Source organism: uncultured Ruthenibacterium sp. (assembly GCF_963558415.1).
Classification (GTDB): domain Bacteria; phylum Bacillota; class Clostridia; order Oscillospirales; family Ruminococcaceae; genus Ruthenibacterium.
The window spans coordinates 1-17,061 of sequence record NZ_CAUWGY010000047.1 but is presented as its reverse complement, the minus strand read 5'-3'; the positions used below and the strand labels follow the sequence as shown (position 1 = coordinate 17,061).

20 protein-coding genes, 1 tRNA gene and 1 pseudogene are annotated in these 17,061 nt (G+C 40.8%); 12 read left to right on the top strand and 10 right to left on the bottom strand.

Annotated features, from left to right (window positions below):
* From rpsB to AB5H98_RS08795, 8 genes and pseudogenes are all read left to right on the top strand, one after another.
* Positions 1 to 227 (top strand): 30S ribosomal protein S2 (gene rpsB / locus AB5H98_RS08830; RefSeq protein ID WP_367925544.1); only part of this gene is annotated, 227 nt, incomplete at its 5' end.
* A gap of 17 nt (positions 228 to 244) precedes the next feature.
* The gene (tsf, locus tag AB5H98_RS08825) at positions 245 to 1,165 is read left to right on the top strand and encodes a translation elongation factor Ts (RefSeq protein WP_367925543.1); all 921 of its coding nucleotides are present in this window, start codon (positions 245 to 247) and stop codon (positions 1,163 to 1,165) included.
* Positions 1,166 to 1,830: 665 nt separating this feature from the next.
* Positions 1,831 to 2,139 carry a YerC/YecD family TrpR-related protein gene (locus AB5H98_RS08820; protein WP_367925542.1) on the top strand — a complete coding sequence of 103 codons (309 nt, stop codon included), beginning with the start codon at positions 1,831 to 1,833 and terminating at the stop codon, positions 2,137 to 2,139.
* 238 nt (positions 2,140 to 2,377) lie between these two features.
* The gene (locus AB5H98_RS08815) at positions 2,378 to 3,517 is read left to right on the top strand and encodes an ABC transporter substrate-binding protein (RefSeq protein WP_367925541.1); all 1,140 of its coding nucleotides are present in this window, start codon (positions 2,378 to 2,380) and stop codon (positions 3,515 to 3,517) included.
* Between the two features lie 103 nt (positions 3,518 to 3,620).
* The gene (locus tag AB5H98_RS08810; protein ID WP_367925540.1) at positions 3,621 to 4,502 is read left to right on the top strand and encodes a branched-chain amino acid ABC transporter permease; all 882 of its coding nucleotides are present in this window, start codon (positions 3,621 to 3,623) and stop codon (positions 4,500 to 4,502) included.
* A 10-nt stretch (positions 4,503 to 4,512) separates the two neighbouring features.
* Positions 4,513 to 5,591: pseudogene (locus tag AB5H98_RS08805) on the top strand (branched-chain amino acid ABC transporter permease).
* A 2-nt stretch (positions 5,592 to 5,593) separates the two neighbouring features.
* Positions 5,594 to 6,355 carry an ABC transporter ATP-binding protein gene (locus AB5H98_RS08800; protein ID WP_367925539.1) on the top strand — a complete coding sequence of 254 codons (762 nt, stop codon included), beginning with the start codon at positions 5,594 to 5,596 and terminating at the stop codon, positions 6,353 to 6,355.
* 11 nt (positions 6,356 to 6,366) lie between these two features.
* Complete coding sequence (locus AB5H98_RS08795) at positions 6,367 to 7,077, top strand: ABC transporter ATP-binding protein (protein WP_367925546.1); 711 nt, start codon at positions 6,367 to 6,369, stop codon at positions 7,075 to 7,077.
* 42 nt (positions 7,078 to 7,119) lie between these two features.
* On the opposite strand, the gene AB5H98_RS08790 is transcribed toward AB5H98_RS08795, so the two are convergent.
* The 4 genes from AB5H98_RS08790 to AB5H98_RS08775 form a co-directional block, all read right to left on the bottom strand.
* The gene (locus AB5H98_RS08790) at positions 7,120 to 7,416 is read right to left on the bottom strand and encodes a hypothetical protein (RefSeq protein WP_367925538.1); all 297 of its coding nucleotides are present in this window, start codon (positions 7,414 to 7,416) and stop codon (positions 7,120 to 7,122) included.
* 114 nt (positions 7,417 to 7,530) lie between these two features.
* The gene (locus tag AB5H98_RS08785) at positions 7,531 to 8,706 is read right to left on the bottom strand and encodes a SpoIIE family protein phosphatase (RefSeq protein WP_367925545.1); all 1,176 of its coding nucleotides are present in this window, start codon (positions 8,704 to 8,706) and stop codon (positions 7,531 to 7,533) included.
* A 24-nt stretch (positions 8,707 to 8,730) separates the two neighbouring features.
* The gene (locus tag AB5H98_RS08780; RefSeq protein WP_367925537.1) at positions 8,731 to 10,401 is read right to left on the bottom strand and encodes a [Fe-Fe] hydrogenase large subunit C-terminal domain-containing protein; all 1,671 of its coding nucleotides are present in this window, start codon (positions 10,399 to 10,401) and stop codon (positions 8,731 to 8,733) included.
* Entirely contained in the window at positions 10,398 to 10,646 is a 249-nt protein-coding gene (locus tag AB5H98_RS08775; protein ID WP_367925536.1) for a (2Fe-2S) ferredoxin domain-containing protein, read from the bottom strand. The genes AB5H98_RS08780 and AB5H98_RS08775 overlap by 4 nt, the downstream gene beginning before the upstream one ends.
* A 173-nt stretch (positions 10,647 to 10,819) precedes the next feature.
* Here AB5H98_RS08775 and AB5H98_RS08770 point away from each other — a divergent pair.
* The 3 genes from AB5H98_RS08770 to AB5H98_RS08760 all read left to right on the top strand — a co-directional run bounded on the left by AB5H98_RS08770 (position 10,820) and on the right by AB5H98_RS08760 (position 11,985).
* A tRNA-Ser gene (locus AB5H98_RS08770) sits at positions 10,820 to 10,910 on the top strand.
* Between the two features lie 159 nt (positions 10,911 to 11,069).
* Positions 11,070 to 11,438: a sigma-70 family RNA polymerase sigma factor gene (locus AB5H98_RS08765; protein ID WP_367925535.1), complete on the top strand. Its 369-nt coding sequence runs from the start codon at positions 11,070 to 11,072 to the stop codon at positions 11,436 to 11,438.
* Positions 11,389 to 11,985 (top strand): helix-turn-helix domain-containing protein, encoded by a 597-nt coding sequence (locus AB5H98_RS08760; protein WP_367925534.1) that lies wholly within the window; start codon positions 11,389 to 11,391, stop codon positions 11,983 to 11,985. Before AB5H98_RS08765 ends, AB5H98_RS08760 begins: the two co-directional genes overlap by 50 nt.
* 69 nt (positions 11,986 to 12,054) lie before the next feature.
* On the opposite strand, the gene AB5H98_RS08755 is transcribed toward AB5H98_RS08760, so the two are convergent.
* The 6 genes from AB5H98_RS08755 to AB5H98_RS08730 form a co-directional block, all read right to left on the bottom strand.
* Complete coding sequence (locus AB5H98_RS08755; RefSeq protein ID WP_367925533.1) at positions 12,055 to 12,291, bottom strand: hypothetical protein; 237 nt, start codon at positions 12,289 to 12,291, stop codon at positions 12,055 to 12,057.
* Between the two features lie 134 nt (positions 12,292 to 12,425).
* Complete coding sequence (locus tag AB5H98_RS08750) at positions 12,426 to 12,560, bottom strand: hypothetical protein (protein ID WP_367925532.1); 135 nt, start codon at positions 12,558 to 12,560, stop codon at positions 12,426 to 12,428.
* A gap of 462 nt (positions 12,561 to 13,022) precedes the next feature.
* The gene (locus AB5H98_RS08745) at positions 13,023 to 13,451 is read right to left on the bottom strand and encodes a hypothetical protein (protein ID WP_367925531.1); all 429 of its coding nucleotides are present in this window, start codon (positions 13,449 to 13,451) and stop codon (positions 13,023 to 13,025) included.
* A 523-nt stretch (positions 13,452 to 13,974) separates the two neighbouring features.
* On the bottom strand, positions 13,975 to 14,367 hold the full coding sequence (locus tag AB5H98_RS08740; RefSeq protein ID WP_367925530.1) for a hypothetical protein: 393 nt from the start codon (positions 14,365 to 14,367) through the stop codon (positions 13,975 to 13,977).
* 306 nt (positions 14,368 to 14,673) lie between these two features.
* The gene (locus AB5H98_RS08735; protein ID WP_367925529.1) at positions 14,674 to 15,498 is read right to left on the bottom strand and encodes a hypothetical protein; all 825 of its coding nucleotides are present in this window, start codon (positions 15,496 to 15,498) and stop codon (positions 14,674 to 14,676) included.
* A gap of 14 nt (positions 15,499 to 15,512) precedes the next feature.
* Positions 15,513 to 16,001 carry a hypothetical protein gene (locus AB5H98_RS08730; RefSeq protein WP_367925528.1) on the bottom strand — a complete coding sequence of 163 codons (489 nt, stop codon included), beginning with the start codon at positions 15,999 to 16,001 and terminating at the stop codon, positions 15,513 to 15,515.
* A 367-nt stretch (positions 16,002 to 16,368) separates the two neighbouring features.
* Here AB5H98_RS08730 and AB5H98_RS08725 point away from each other — a divergent pair, with 367 nt between their 5' ends.
* Positions 16,369 to 16,707 (top strand): helix-turn-helix domain-containing protein, encoded by a 339-nt coding sequence (locus tag AB5H98_RS08725; RefSeq protein WP_367925527.1) that lies wholly within the window; start codon positions 16,369 to 16,371, stop codon positions 16,705 to 16,707.
* The last annotated feature ends 354 nt before the right edge of the window (positions 16,708 to 17,061 follow it).

Sequence of the window (17,061 nt, the reverse complement as noted above, 5' to 3'; positions counted from 1 at the left end):
AGCGTATCGCTGTTGCCGAAGCAATGAAACTTAATATTCCCATTGTTGCAATCGTTGACACAAACTGCGATCCTGATGAGATTGATTATGTGATTCCTGGAAACGACGACGCAATTCGTGCGGTTAAACTGATTGCCGGTGCAATGGCAGATGCAGTTTTGGAAGGACGTCAGGGAACACAGGATGCTCCTGAAGAGGAAGAAACTCAGGAAGCTGCTGCTGAATAAGAGAAGGGGGAAGAAAAATGGCTTTCACTGCACAAGATGTTAAAAATCTGCGTGAGCAGACTGGCTGCGGTATGATGGACTGCAAAAAGGCTTTGACCGAATCTAATGGCGATTTTGACAAAGCTGTAGAGTATTTGCGTGAAAAAGGCTTGGCGGCTGCTGCAAAGAAAGCTGGTCGTATTGCCGCTGAGGGAATGGTGTATGCTGTTTCCGATGTTTCTCGTAAATTAGGCGTTGTTGTTGAAGTAAACGCAGAAACGGATTTTGTTGCTAAGAATGACTTGTTCAAAGGATTTGTAAAGGATGTTGCACAAGTCATCATGGATCAAAATCCTGCCGATGTTGCTGCCCTTTTGAACTGCAAAATGGGCGAAGGTACTGTTGAGAGTGCTTTGCAGGAGAAAATTCTGGTGATTGGCGAGAATATTAAAATTCGCCGTTTTGAGCGTTATGAGGGCATTTGTGCTGCCTATGTGCATGGCGGCGGCACCCATGGCGTTTTGGTTCAGTTTGATACTTCTGATGAGATTGCTGCAAAGGCTGAATTTGCTGTATTTGGAAAAGACATTGCAATGCAAATTGCTGCGGTAAATCCGAGCTACTTGAATGAGGCGGCTGTGCCTGCAGAGGTTTTGGCTAAAGAGAAAGAGATTCTTTTGGCCCAAATCAGCAATGATCCTAAATTGGCTAGCAAACCTGAGCAGGTAAAGGTTAAAATGGTTGAGGGCAAAATCGGAAAATATTACAAAGAGAACTGCCTGCTTGACCAGCAATATGTAAAGGATCCGGATTTGACGGTTTCTAAGTATGTTGAAAATACGGCCAAAGAATTGGGCGGAGATATTAAGGTTGTAAAATATGTTCGTTTTGAGAAAGGCGATGGCCTGGAAAAACGTACCGATGATTTTGCAGCCGAAGTTGCAGGCATGGTAAAATAAGTTTTGCTGTTGTCCCGCGACACTCCCATTTTGTCCACGAAGGATGCTATTTTGTCCACGGAATGAGGGCAGAGATAGGGTAAAAATAGAGAGAGAAACGTTCTGAGAGGAGCGTTTCTCTCTTTTTTTTGTTGCCAAATTTCCTGCTTTCCACTCCCACCATCTCAGGAGAAAGGGGAGGCTTGAAGCAGAAAATACGGTCAGCCGGGGCGCCAAATTGCCGCGCAGATGGGCGGGGGAGAGCGGCGGGATACATCAAAAGAAACGATTTACCGATGATTGTTGATGCTTGGTGATGGTTTGGTGGTGCTGTTCGCCGCCTCCACCTTCGCTACGGCCCCTAACACCGCCTGCCGGGATTTTCTTGTAAAACCTCATCACGGGTTTTCTTTCGGTCCACGTTTTTCTCTTTTTTTGCATCACCAATAATACTGGGGTAAAAAAACTATAAGAGATTTTGCTTTTGATAACCTGACTCTTGCGGAGAATGTCTCTCTTGATAATAAGGAAATCAAAACGAAAGATACAGCCTTTTGTTGTGGTGTTTAAACGAATTTTTCACCATAATGCAATGAGAGAGTAGATTTTCAGGATTTAATGGTTGTCTTTTTTATTTTCTTGTGTTAAAGTATTAAAGTATAAAAGTGTAATTCTTTTAAAGGGAGATGGAGCACTTGTCACAAAAAGAAAAATTGTCTCAGAAAACGGAAATTCTGTTTAAAGCGATTTTGGAATTAAAAACCGTCGACGAATGCTATGACTTTTTTGAAGACTTATGTACAATGAAAGAGCTTGCAGATATGGCACAACGAGTTGAAACGGCTAGTATGCTTTTAGAAGGAAAAACTTATGAGCAAATTGTCAAAGAAGTAGAAATTAGCACCGCAACCATTAGCCGTATAAATCGTTGCATTCAATATGGAAATGGCGGTTATCGAACGATTTTAGGAAGACTTGACCGAAAAAATTCATAAGATTGTTATGCTTTAAAACATGATTTTTAGGACGTAAATGGCATTAAATCAAAGATTTCCAGATGTGCACTTTAAAGAACGTTTAATTGCGATACATACATTTTTATGCAAAATACACCAAAATCATGCTTTAGCATACAAAAGTATGTAGAAAAGGTATATTGAACACATGGAGTTTTGCGCGTAAAATAATTATCAATTGAAGTTCGTCGTGAACTTTTAGTTGGGAGGAAAAGGTATGAAGAAGGTATTTAGTATAGTAATGGCATTTTGCATGGCCTTGTCATTGGCGGCCTGCGGCGGTTCGGAAGATGATGCTGCGGATCCGAACGCTATCAAAATTGGTGGTATTGGTCCCATTACTGGTTCTGCTGCTCAATATGGAGAAGCAGTAAAAAATGGCATTCAATTGGCCGTTGATGAGATTAATGCTAAAGGTGGTATTCAATTCGCCTATAAATTTGAAGACGATGAGAATGATATTGAAAAAGGCGTCAATGCATATAACAGCCTTAAGGACTGGGGTATGCAGGTATTGATTGGTGCAACAACGAGCGATCCTACCATTGCCATTGGCGAAGAAAGTTACAATGATAATATTTTCCAATTGACTCCGTCTGGCACTGCTGAAAAATGCGTTCAGTACGACAATGCGTTCCGTGTCTGTTTTTCTGACCCGAACCAAGGTACGGCTTCGGCAAAGTTTATCGGTGAAAATAAACTTGCTACAAAAGTAGGCGTTATTTATGACAGTTCTACATCTTATTCTTCTGGTATCTACGCAAACTTTAAAGAAGAATGCGAAAAGCAGGGAATTGAAATTGTAGCGGCTGAACCGTTTACGGCTGATAACAAAACGGATATGAGCGTTCAGGTACAGAAGTGCCAGGCAGCGGGTGCAGAATTAGTATTCCTTCCGATTTATTATACAGAAGCAACTCAGATTCTTACTACTGCTGATGCACAGGGCTATAAACCGTTGTTCTTCGGATGCGATGGCTTGGATGGCATTTTGAATGTTGACAAGTTTGATTTGTCATTGGCTGAGGGAGTCATGTTGCTGACTCCGTATGTTCCTGGTTCGGATGAGATCACGACGAATTTTACAGAGAAATATAAAGAGGCCTTTGGAATTGAACCGAATCAGTTTGCGGCTGACGCGTATGACGGTGTGTATGCCATTGCAGCCGCCTGTGAAAAAGCGGGCGTGACGGCGGATATGAGTGCGTCTGAGATTTGTGATAAATTGAAAACAGCATTCACTGAAATTTCCGTTGATGGAGTTACCAGTGCGGGAATTACTTGGTCGGCTGATGGAGAGCCAAACAAAGAGCCGAAGGCGGTCAAAATTGAAAATGGCGTTTATGCGGCTATGTAATTTTTAAAAGTAATAAAAGCCGCCGGTCTATATTAGGCCGGTGGCTTTTTTTGGATTGAGTCTCCCAACCTCAAAATTCTTCTACAAAGAAGGGGCAGATTTTATGCAGTTTTTATCTTATCTGATAAATGGCTTGAGTCTAGGAAGTGTTTATGCGATCATCGCCTTGGGATATACCATGGTGTATGGAATTGCAAAAATGTTGAACTTTGCACACGGCGATGTAATAATGGTGGGTGGTTATATTGCTTTTATTGCAATGAATAGCCTTGGCCTTCCGGCGATTGTATCTGTGCTAATTTCTATGGTTGTATGTACAATTTTGGGAATGACAATTGAGTATGTTGCATACAAACCTTTGCGTAATGCACCGAGTCTAGCGGTTTTGATTACTGCGATTGGCGTAAGTTATTTATTGCAAAATCTTGCTTTGTTAATTTGGGGTTCTGCGCCAAAATCCTTTACTTCTGTGGTTTCCATTCAGCCTATTAAGTTAATGAATGGATCTTTAACCATTACCGGAGAGGCGCTTGTAACGATTTTGGTGTCAATTGTTATCATGGTAGTCTTGACACTATTTATTAATCGCACTCGTATGGGGCGGGCGATGCTGGCTGTATCTGAGGATAAGGGCGCAGCACAGTTAATGGGGATTAATGTAAATGCGACTATTTCGCTAACTTTCGCAATTGGAAGTGCTTTGGCGGCCATTGCAGGTGCACTTTTATGTTCTGCTTATCCGCTTTTACAACCGACAACAGGTGCTATGCCAGGAATAAAAGCGTTTGTGGCGGCTGTGTTTGGTGGAATTGGCTCAATTCCGGGGGCGATGATTGGCGGCGTTCTTTTGGGTGTAATTGAAAATTTGAGTAAGGCTTATATCTCCGCACAACTGGCGGATGCCATTGTTTTTGGCGTTCTGATCATTGTATTGCTTGTGAAACCTACCGGTATTATGGGCAAAAAGATCAATGAGAAAGTGTAAGGTGAGAGCGATGGGATTAAAAAATATGAGCAAAAACACAAAAAATAATTTTGTGACGTATGCCATCGTTGTTGTGGCCTTTTTGGTGATTGAACTTTTGACTTTTTCTGGAGTTCTTTCGAATTGGAGGGACAACTTATTCCGATTTGTACTTATGTAATTTTGGCAGTTTCCTTGAATTTAACAGTGGGAATTTTGGGAGAATTGAGCTTGGGCCATGCTGGTTTTATGAGCATTGGTGCTTTTTCAGGGGCGATGTTCACGATTTTGATGCAGGATATTATTCCAATAGCATGGTTGCGCTTTTTGCTGGCGCTCGTGATTGGCGGTTTGATGGCCGGTATTTTTGGAATTTTGATCGGAATTCCGGTTCTGCGTCTTCGGGGAGACTATCTTGCAATTGTTACATTGGCCTTTGGTGAAATTATTAAAAATCTTTTGAATTCGATTTATTTGGGAATTGATAATGCCGGATGGCATTTTTCGATGACAGATGCAACGGCATTGAATATGGATGCGGATGGCCTTCTTTTAATTAATGGTGCACAGGGAATTACGGGAACTCCTCGAGATGCCAATTTTATCTGGGGATTCCTTCTTGTGATGTTTACTTTGTTTATTGTTCTGAATTTGATTCATTCAAGAACCGGACGTGCCATTATGGCTATTCGAGATAACCGTATTGCTGCCGAATCGGTTGGCGTGAATGTAACAAAGTACAAAATGATTGCGTTTTCGTTAAGTGCAATGTTGGCTGGAATAGCTGGTGTTCTTTATGCCCATAACTATTCTTCTTTGGTCGCGCGAAAATTTGACTATAATACTTCTATTTTGATTTTAGTATTTGTAGTTTTGGGTGGAATCGGAAATATTCGTGGTTCCATTATTGCTGCAACGATTTTGACGGTACTTCCTGAGCTGCTGCGTAGTCTCAATGATTATCGCATGTTAATTTATGCGGTGGTTTTGATTGCCATCATGCTGTTCAATCAGAGTGAAAAGGGAAAAGAATGGCGATTGAATTTAAAAACACGATTGCCACAACTTTTTAAGTTCTCTAAAAAGAAGACCAATGCGGAGGAGGAATAAGCATGGCTTTGCTAGAAGTATCAAATCTAGGCATTGCATTTGGCGGTTTGCAGGCGGTTGATAAAGTGGACCTCCGATTGGAAAAAGGTGGTTTATATGGCTTGATTGGCCCCAATGGAGCGGGTAAAACGACGGTGTTTAATATGTTAACTGGAGTTTATCAGCCCACGGAGGGAGATATTATTCTTGATGGTGTTAATATTACAGGTCAGGCGCCGGCTGCAATCTCGAAGGCTGGAATTGCAAGGACGTTCCAGAATATACGCCTTTTTAAAGACATGACTGTTTTGGATAATGTCAAAGTTGGACTCCACAATCAAATCAAATATTCAACTTTAGAAGGGATTTTTCATCTCCCCTCGTATTATGAAAAAGAGCGAGAAATGCGTGGAAAAGCAATGTCTCTCCTTAAAATATTTAATCTTGAGGACGAGGCAAAACAGTTGGCTTCCAGCTTGCCATATGGAAAGCAAAGAAAACTGGAAATTGCGCGCGCGTTGGCTACTACTCCCAAACTTTTACTTTTGGACGAACCGGCCGCTGGAATGAATCCAAATGAAACGGCTGAGTTGATGGAGACCATCAAGTTTGTGCGAGAACACTTTCAAGTGGCAATTTTGTTGATTGAACATGATATGAGTTTTGTTATGGGTTTGTGCGAACAAATTGTGGTTTTGGACTATGGTCGTATCATTGCACAAGGCGACCCGCAGCAGGTTCGAAACAATCCCAAAGTGATTGCGGCCTATTTGGGAGGGGAATAAGAGTGGAAGAAATGCTTTGCGTAAAAGATTTGCATGTATCTTATGGAGCTATTCATGCAATCAAAGGAATTTCCTTTTCCGTAAATCAAGGAGAGATTGTAACATTAATTGGGGCGAATGGAGCAGGGAAAACGACGACGCTGCATGCGATTTCCAAGCTTTTAAAACCCACTTCGGGAGAAATCACCTTTTGCGGAAATCCAATCAGTCATATGGAGGCCCATCAAATTATAAAATTGGGATTGACACAAGTACCTGAAGGACGCCGAGTATTTGCTAATCTTACAGTTCAGCAAAATTTGGAATTGGGTGCTTTTACACGAACTGATGGAGCGGATGCAATCGCGGCGGATTATGAAATGGTTTTTGAGCGTTTGCCGCGTTTGAAGGAGCGGAGAAGACAGCTTGCAGGAACGCTTTCAGGCGGAGAACAACAAATGTTGGCAATTGGGCGTGCACTGATGTGCAATCCTAAAATGTTGCTTTTGGACGAGCCCTCTATGGGCTTATCGCCGCTTCTGGTGCAGGAAATTTTTAAAATTATTCACGATGTGAATCAATCGGGTGTTACCATTTTATTAGTAGAACAAAATGCAAAAATGGCATTGGAGATTGCCAATCGCGCATATGTTTTGGAAACTGGCGTGATTGCAATGTCGGGAGATGCCTCGGAACTGGCAAAAGACCCGAAAGTAAAAGCCGCTTATTTGGGTGGCATTTGATAAGAAAAGCCGTCGACTGGAAACATCAGTCGACGGCTTTTCTTATTGAGGATCGCGGGAAGGATAATATAGATTATTGGATATGAATTCAAGTTTATCCCGCAAAGTGTGTTCCAGTTCATTCACTGTGGAGACCATTTCCATAACAGTTGAATTGACTTCCATAATTTGTTCTAAGGAGATATCGTCCCAAGACAAAGCTTTCTGAATCTTTTCGCCTTCCGCATTGAGAATATGGCTGAGAGCAGTCTCTTCCATTGCAATAGACTCCAGAAGGTCGGTAATTGCTTGGCTCATTGAAATAGGGTTGGGGGATGTAGTAATAACTGGCATGGACATAAAAAAACCTCCTTTTTTGTGTCAAGACGTTTGACATTATTAGTATATGAATTGCCAAATCAAATGTGAAAAGGGCCAGAACGTTTTGCGTTCTAGCCCTTTTTCTAAAATTCATTAAAAATAACTGACTTTGATTTGCTTTCCCATTTTCTTTAGGTATTCCGTCAATTCTTCTACAAGACGAATTTTGATACCAAAGGTGATGGGAAGATCCGGATTCTGATGCGCAGGATTAATTGCTTTTCCAACAAAAAAATTGACATCTGTAGCGTACTCAAACAGCATTTGCGCAATAAGGGAAGCACCGTCAGTTTGCAGACTCCACATATTAGATAAATCGGAGCCTTCCACAAAAGTTTTCGCGTACTGTACCACTTTGCTCATGGTAATGACGCCTTCCGTCACAAGATCCACACCTTTAATATGAGCGATGGGTGGAATATCGGAATCAGTGCCATACTCAATTGAGGTTTCAATGTTCTCATGTAGATAATCTGCGGCAATTTTAGAAGTGGTTCCACCACAGATAATTCGTTTGCCTTCCTTTGAAAAAAACAGTGTCATCATTTTACTGCAATCTTTCGGATCAGCCGGTGGCCCAAACAGAAGATTCACCGGTGCACGTTCGCGAATACGAATAGCGGCTACAGTAGTATCATCACCTGGCTCACCTTCGTACAAGCGATTGCACTCATCTACGATGAGCGAAGAAATCATTTTGGCTGACAAAGAGTCCTCGTACAGACGTTCAATATATTCGATGATGTTTTCTCTTTGCCATCCGAAATTCATGCTTTTTCCAACGCCGGCATAAATAGCTCCATCGCTCATAGCGATAAACACATCGTGGAGCTGTAGGGGAATCTTTGTTTCTAAAATGGTTTTTCCCTCAATTACGCGGCTTGTAATGGGATAATCTACGCTTTTTCCATTCCTCAGAAGAATTACATTTGGATTATCAAATTGAATGATTTCGGCAATAGAATTGTCGGTTACGCGAATAATTGTAAAAGTAGAATAGGCAACTTTACGAATCTGACAAACGGGAAGGGTTTTGACAATTGTATCTACACATTCTTCAATTGGCATATTATTCGCCATCATGGTGCAAATGATTTTACTTGTGAGCGTAGATAAAATATTCGCTTTTACACCACTTCCCAGACCATCCGCCAAAACCAAAGTTACGGAATTTTCATTGTCACCAATGATTTCTACGCGGTCGCCACACAGTTGTTCGCCTACATGATTGATACTGATATAACCAGTATCGGTCCATAAGTGATTCATCATCTGGCTCTGCCTCTCTCTGCTTTATTTTTGAATGGCATCCCGTAATTGCGTCAATGCAATTTTGGTTTCAGCAGTGGTTTCTCCCAAGAGACTCGCGATTTCTTGTACGACACGCATCTGCTTTTCAATGACCTCATTGGTAATTTCAGCAGTGCGATTGCATAATTCCGTATGTTGATTGGCTTGCTCTTCCTCAGAAGTAATATCACGCATGATGCTGAAAATGATATGATATTCCCGGTCGTATACGATTGTTTCAGAGACATACTTATTATACTCAGCAAGGTAACGCTTTTTCTCCTTCACCGGGATACCAGTTGTCATCACATTCAGGTATTCAGCCGGATTCAAAAGACGGACAATTGGAGAACCGACGATGTCCGTTGGTGACTTTAAATTGAATAATCCGCATCCAGCACGGTTAATTTGCTGCACACACAAATCCTCATCCAAAACAAAAATCGCATTGGGAGTTGTGTTGATGACATAACCAGAAAAGGTCTCGGCCCGCTCTTTCAAATAGGGAAGACACATAGATAAATCCGCTTTACCCTGATACACGGCGATTGCTTTTTCTCGACATGTATTATAGCCGCAGCTTCCACAATTCAATTCTTGTTCAGGAGTAGTCTTTCCCATTTTTGCCAAGATTTCACGGATAGTGTTTTCTCCGGGAATTTGACTATGTGTCCCTATATAAGGAATGTTTTTCGATAAGTCGCCAGGATCTTTGGTGGAAAAATCTCCCTCGCCGGCAAACCCCAAAACTTTTATTTCTCCGTTTAATTGTGAAGCATGATGATGACGAATACCAGGTCCGTTGATGCAAGCTCCTTCACATGCGTTCATTTCTATGAAACAATGATGTAAATTTCCTGCTTCAATTTCCTTCAATGCGGCAATACAATTTTGCACACCATCTACTGCCAAATAAGTAAATTCCGTGTGGTCAGTATGCATGCTTTTAATGATTCCACCCTTGATGGGGAAAAAGCGCGCACGCTTGGTTCCAACATCTTCTGGAGAGGAAGATAAAAAGTGAATGCCTTTTTCGTCAAACCAGGCCTCAAGCTCTTCAAAAGTAAGAACGGCATCGCAATATTCAGAGTAGATTTCAGCTTCTTCCTTTTTGGAGATACAAGGGCCAATGAAAACAACGGCAGCATCCGGTTTAGCTTCTTTAATCAATTTTCCATGAGCCAACATAGGAGATAACACAGGCGCAAGCATCGGAAGCGCAAGTGGATGATACTTTTGGATAAGAGAGTTGATACTGTGACAACAGGACGAAATGATTACATCGTGTTGTCCATCAGCAATCATTTTTTCGTATTGCTGTTTTACCACAGTTGCACCAATGGCCGTTTCCTGTGCATCCGAGAATCCAAGAGATAACAAGGCTTTTTGCATAGCAGAAAAATCCTGAACCGGAAATTCCGCGATAAAAGATGGAGCTACGCTTGCAACGACAGGACGACCCGACGCAATTAATTCTTTTACATGGAAAGTATCCAGTCGGACCTGTTTGGCATCTTGCGGGCAATTTACAAAACAATTTCCGCATAAAATGCAATCATCCGCAACAATATTAGCTTGACCATTGGCAAATTTGATGCTCTTAACAGGACAGTTTCGAATACACTTGTAACAGTTCTTGCAGTTCGATTTTTTGAGCTGTAGAAACTTGTTCATTTCGAAAGCCCTCCCAGGACTTTTTCGTTGAAAATTTCGTCGAATGTTTCTTTGTTTAGACCGGTTACAATTTCGTCATCGATCTTTATGGATACTCCATGGGTGCATTTTCCAAGGCAAAAGGCAGCAGAAAGATTCACCTTATCCGTCAGGTTGTTTTTTTCAAGATTTTCCTTCATTAGCTGAATCACATCGTAAGATCCCTTTAAATGACAAGAAGAACCTACACAAACACAAATATTCATGACAAACACCGAACCTTTCTAGACTGTTATCTTTTTAACAAGATATACTTTAATTATATAAAGGCAAGAGACGCTGGTCAATAGGGGAAAAGTTAGATTCTTTTTTCTTTTTTTTATTTATCGCTTGACTTTTATTTTCAAATCGGGTAATATAATAAAGCACTTTGTGCCGTGGAGAGTTGGCTGAGTGGTCTAAGGCGCACGACTGGAAATCGTGTGTACCCTTTAAAGGTACCTAGGGTTCAAATCCCTAACTCTCCGCCAGTTAAAAGGCTTGTGGAATATGTATTCCACAAGCCTTTTTTGTATTTAGAGCGCATGCGAAATGCGTAAAAACGTTTGTCGAAAGTACATATGGGCGATGCCTGTAATATTTAGCATTTTTGTACAAGGGACCCCCATAGAATAAAATCATGAAGGGGGATGAAAATTTTGTTTGGAATGATATTGAGTTTTATTGCTACGCATATTTTATATTTTGCTTTACATCTAGAAAGTAGCAGTTTCCCAAAACCATTGAATGCCCGTGAAGAAATTGAAGCTTTCGCGGCATTTAAGAATGGAAGCTCTGCTGCAAGGGAAAAGTTGATTCGTCACAATCTGCGTTTGGTGGCTCATATTGTAAAAAAATATTATGCAGGAGCCACATCCGAGCAAGAAGACTTAATTAGTATAGGAACCATTGGATTAATTAAGGCAGTGAATAGTTTTGATAATACAAAAGGAGCCCGCTTTGCTACTTATGCAGCCAGATGTATTGAAAAAGCACCCCCTCTCTTACGGCTCGTTTGACGGGATAAGCGGTGAAACAGGCTCCCACAGTGCAAAGTGGAAATTATGGCGAAAAGCGGGAGACTCCATTTGGCTGTTGTATGCCAGCAAAAATGGACAGGCCAGCATTGCTCCCATGATAAAGCATTCCTTTTATGTTCCGCATTCGCGCACTTCAGCGGCGATGCGGACGTTTTTTCAAAGGTACTATGCAAAAGAAGAAAAGACGCTTGGAATGCAGCTTCGCTATTACCGTTATCAAGCGGGATACCAGCAAAAGGAAATGGCTGAAATACTGGGAATCGACCGGACGACGTACAGCGAATATGAACGGGATAAGTACCCTTGCCCAATGGACAGGCTGGGTAAAGCCCTGGATTTATTGAAAGTTGAGCCGGACAGGATTTTGGATGAATACCAGTGCTTTCTTTATAAAGGACAGGGTCAGGGGATAAAGCTACTGCGTCAGAAGGCAAAAATGCGGCAATGGCAGCTTGCACAGACGTTGCAGGTCGACTGTAAAGAAGTGGAAAGCGGAGCGGATACAAATATCAAGGGAAAATTATGAAAAGCTAAAAAAGATTGTATAAGAAAACCGGGCAGAGATCATGGTCTCCACCCGGTAGGGATAAAGGGATTAAACAGCCTTGTTGTTTTGAACAGACGCTGAGAAGCTTCTCAAGATTTCTACTTTTTGATCATACGGGCAATCCAGCCGATTGATTTGCTTTACGATGGCCTTTGCATGAATTTCGGCAAGGCTTCGATATAAATCGGACAAATCGGCGGGAAGGTGGGCGACAATGTTCATAGGATTTTTTCTGGATGCTCCTTTCCCTCGTTTGGAAAAGGATATGCTGTTCAGTTTGTCCACTATCACCGCACCTCCTCACACACCTTTGTGGGTTTCGTTTATACGGAAAGGTGCTTCTGCATTGTGCCGACTGTCAATCTCTACCTCATGCAATTTTCCTTTTAATGCTGAAAGTGTGGAATTGAATTGATTCCTTAGCTGGGTGTCCATGAACCCGAAAGCTTCAAGGCGACCTTGTACCCGGCAATGGCAAGCGTGATTTCATCCATTATCTGCTCATGGCTAACAAGGGAATTGGCATCGGTTGGAATTTCTCGATAGATTTTCATATCTATCAACTCCTTTTTTAGATTAACCGGTCTTCAACCGATCACCAATTCAGGTCATAAAATTTCAATCACTAAATTTTCATTTTTTTGACAGGTCAAATTGTTCGTAAATAACTTCGTTTAAAAGCTCATTACCTTCAGAAACCATGATATGCGACTTAAAATACGGTTTTATATTCCCTACAACTTTTGAAAGTTCTCCGTAGGGTATGAAAAAAGGTTGAGGGGTTTGAATGCCTTTTGAACAATGGTAAATTTTCATATTGGCGGGGTAAGTGCAGATTTGCTTTCTCCTGAAAAATCCTTTTCTACTGAGATTTCACGGGTAGATGGAACGAAATAAGCACCAATATTTTGCTCTGGAGATATTTCTGAAATCCAAACGTAGCCATGCCCCCAAAGCCGTGAAAGTTCGGCATGAGGCGGGAATAAAGTATTACATTTGATCAGAACATGCATATGTCAACCATGACATTTGTGAGGCTCTGGAATGGCGATATACTCACAATTGGGATGGCGATAACGGAATTTTTTCCAGAAGGCTTTAAAGTCTTTGCTTAATTGTTCCGCAGAGGAGTTGAGAATTTTATACGTCAACGTTATATGCCATTCTGAGGAGCTTCCGTGAAAATTGTTGTTGATAAGCCGCCGTAGCCTGTGAAAAGCAGACATTGGACGGATCGTTTGTTCCCGCAGGTGGTATTCTTTTAATTCACCGGTAGTGAGATCAACATAATGTTCTTTATCAAGCTTTTTGCAATGATTTGATTTTCCGGGGTGATTGAGGGAAATTTGCGCCGCAACGTATCTACTGGTTTTCCAAAGGATTGTGGAAGCGGTAGGGGGTGGTTCTTGGACGGTTTCACCATATAAACACTCAATTTTCTCCATAAAAGAAAAAGCCTCCTTGTATTGATTTTTCAGGTCCAGGAGAGGCATACTCTCGTGACCTTCTTATCAATACAGGTAGGATATTTTAAAACAGTAAGTGTTTGATTTTGAAATGGTTACTTTCAATAAAAACTGAACGAGACAAGTTTTTAAAAGAAGCATATGCAAAGAAACCGGAAAATTACGCATAAAGCGTTGTAACAGAGGTTTAGAGGAGCCTTGCAGACCTTTTAAGACTTTACAGGCAACAAGGCTTCGCCAAAAGTTATAAAGATTTAGAGGACGCTTCAAGCCCCCAATAGCAGTAAAGAAAATTTAGCCTGTTGTTTTAAAAAGAATCAAGTGAAATAAAAAGAGCACCTCACATAAGTGAAGTGCTCAAAGTTGTTTAAAAGAAATGCTTCAACGGTTCTGATGGGAGTCTATAAGATCGCATAGAGTGTTTTAGGTGTTTGGGCGGGCATGGTTCGCCGAAAGAGATAACGGTCTATAGAGTATAGTGGGGTGAATAAGTAGCTGTAAATCAAATGCCGACACCGAATAATGCTTTCAGCTCGTCAAGATGTTCTTCATAAGAAAAGTCGGCATCCATCATTGTCGTACTATCGTAAGCAGATTTATAGATGCAGTATACGCAAAATGAACCAGATGGTTTTGAGGTGTCTTCGAGATAAAATTTTACGGAAATTAGCCGTTCGCTTCCGCTTTTGTAAATAACCTCGGAATCAAAGGTTTTGCATGTTTGTCCTGATAATTGATATACTTGCTGATTAACATAATTTTCGGCAGAACGAATAGGCTTAGCATTTGAAAAATAGTTGATAATTGAACTTATCCCCCATATCAAAATTACCAAAGCCACGATTCTCAGAATTAGATTTATCTTTTCATTTTTCTTTGTTTGCGAGGTGTTCATTTGTTATGCACTCCTATTTTCTTTCAATTTCTTGTGTTTGTAAAGTACTGTGGTAGTTTCCCAGCCATCGGCAAGCGCCTTACTAGGCAAGCTCTAACAAAACAGAAAGGGATGGAATACGGGCTTGTCTGTGTGCTGCATGCAAAGGACTATCGGGGCTTCCTTCGGATAAAGCGGTAGCCTTTTGCTCTGTACCATCGCTGTAATGGTAGGCACAGTAAGGGTATACCCATTTTTAGTAGAGGCGGAAGAAGTTCCTTTTAAAATTTCTACAGTTGCAGGTATCATTATAATCGCCTTCCGTGGTTATTTTTTAATAGCCAGTACTCCATTGTTCACATAATTTTCTTCCCAATTATACACTTGCATAATTTCGCATTCATTATTGATGGTTTCGGAGAAAAAACCATTGTTAGTTTCCATAGCGCCATCTTGGGCAGCTTGTTCAGATACTTGAAGAGAAACAGCGGTAATCTTTGTAAAATCTACAATTGGATATGCTGCAGCACGTAGCCATTCAGCTCTTAAGGTATGATAAACTGTAAAAGAAGCGTCTGAATCCATCGGGAAACTGGAAGATGCGGAGTAGACATGACCGTTGGAATCTACGGCGACTGCAAACTGATGCCCGGTCCCATCGGGATTTGTATAGTAAACAGTGCTTCCATCAGCCAAAGGTTCTGCAATAAAATCGTCCTTTTCGAGTTTCATCGCCTCGAAAAGATCTAATTGAATTGTATCAAAAGAATCTTTGCTTACCACTTGATTGTTCCCATCAGTAATTTTGCCAACATTACTGTTGTAATTAGCAATGAGTTCATCCAAAGTTAAATTAAATGCACATCCAGAAGTTGTGTTAGTGGATTCGATAATGAATCCACTTCTGCTTTGGCTTCCCAATATGTAGAGAAAACAAATGAAAAGCACAAATAACCCGACAATGATTAAAAGTGCCTTTTTTAAGGCGCTCTTTTTGGTGGATATTTTGTTTGAAGATTCCGATGAAAGATTCACGGCATCTTCCGTCGTAACAGGTGAACCGCAAAATGTTACAATAGGTAAACCGCAATGTCTGCAGCATTGTGCATTTTCAATAAGTAGATTACCGCATTGAGGACATTTCATTTGCATTTTATCCCTCCGCTTTAATATTGAGTCATAATGTACCAGTTATCCAGTAGATTTCCGACAACCGAGTCTAGGACTTCGCTAGGCAAGACTACACCATTATTACTGAACGAGTCGAGCTCCCAGGCCTTTTCTTTGACGTCTACAATAAAGCGGAAGATCATAGCGCTTCCACTGGCACTGATACCATCGGCTTGGACAATATACAAGTTGCGATCATTGGTTGATTCGCTGCTCCAATGATTGATATAACCAATTTCCAAAATTTCTCCCATTGTTGCATCGGGATATCCAGAGAGATAGCTGTTTTTTACAATATCAATTGGATCAGCCGTGCCCCCGATGCTTAAAAGGCTGAAAAGAAGCCATAATACAAGTACTGCAGCGACAATCAAAAGTATACGTTTTTTAGAGGTTAGAGATAAAAAACGCGTTTTAAAAGAAATATTGGGCGCGGATGAAGTGTTCTCTGGGGTAATAATTTGCGGATTTGAATTTTCAGGCATGATAGACTCCTCCTTATTTTTTAATGAACGATATTAAAACCTTTTAGAGTATTTAATTTTTTCGCTCTTAGAAATTCCACCGTTTTTTGTTGGTCGATTCGAAAAGACATCACTTGTTGAGGATGTAGGGAAAGTTAACGTAGAGTCCGTTGAGGATGACGAGCTGAAAGAAGAGCAACTAACTAAACATAGCCCGGAAATAATCAATATTAAAGTGATGCGAGACAATTTTGAATGCATGATAACCCTCCTTTTCTTTTAGAATATCGCATAAAATGCTTATAGTCAATATAAAAGGCTTATGGTCAAGAATGAATTTATTAACCGCCTCAAATTCCGTATAATAAATGGGAATTGAGGTGAAAGGATGAATACGAAGCTAGATTATGTTGCTATTGGAGCAAGGATTCGTGCAGCACGTGAAGCATCGGGACTTACGCAGGCAGAATTAGGAGAGCGGACATTTTTTTCAACAGCCCATATTGGCCATATTGAACGAGGAACGCGAATTGCTTCACTGGATGCAATCTTTCGTATAGCACAAGCTCTTCATACAAGTGTGGATTCCTTTTTACTCGATTCTTCAGAAGATGAAACAGCATTTTTTATTTCCTTAGCTTCTTCGTTGAGAGGAAAGGACGCGGGACAGGTCAAGAACTTTTGCAATATAGTTCGTATACTTGGAGAAAACATTGAAGAATTGTAAAAACCACCAGAGGTTGATTAAGCCAAAGGTGGTTTTTCTTCTATAAAAACATATTAAAAGGCTTGCTTTTGTTAGCGATGGACAAGAGCAGGCCTTTATTTTTGTGAAAAATAACCGGAGTCAAACTAGCAAATTTGACGTGTTTAAAGTAGATAAAATATAAAAAAGGAGGAATTGGCGTATGATATAGAAATACTTTTGGAAAATTTGCCTAATTAGGCGCAAAATTAAGTTAGGAGACTTTTTTACAGTAAAGTAACAAATCGAGGGTAAACAATGAGTGATGAAAGGAAAATTGCTATTTATTCCAGAAAATCCAAATTTACAGGGAAGGGGGAAAGTATTGAAAACCAG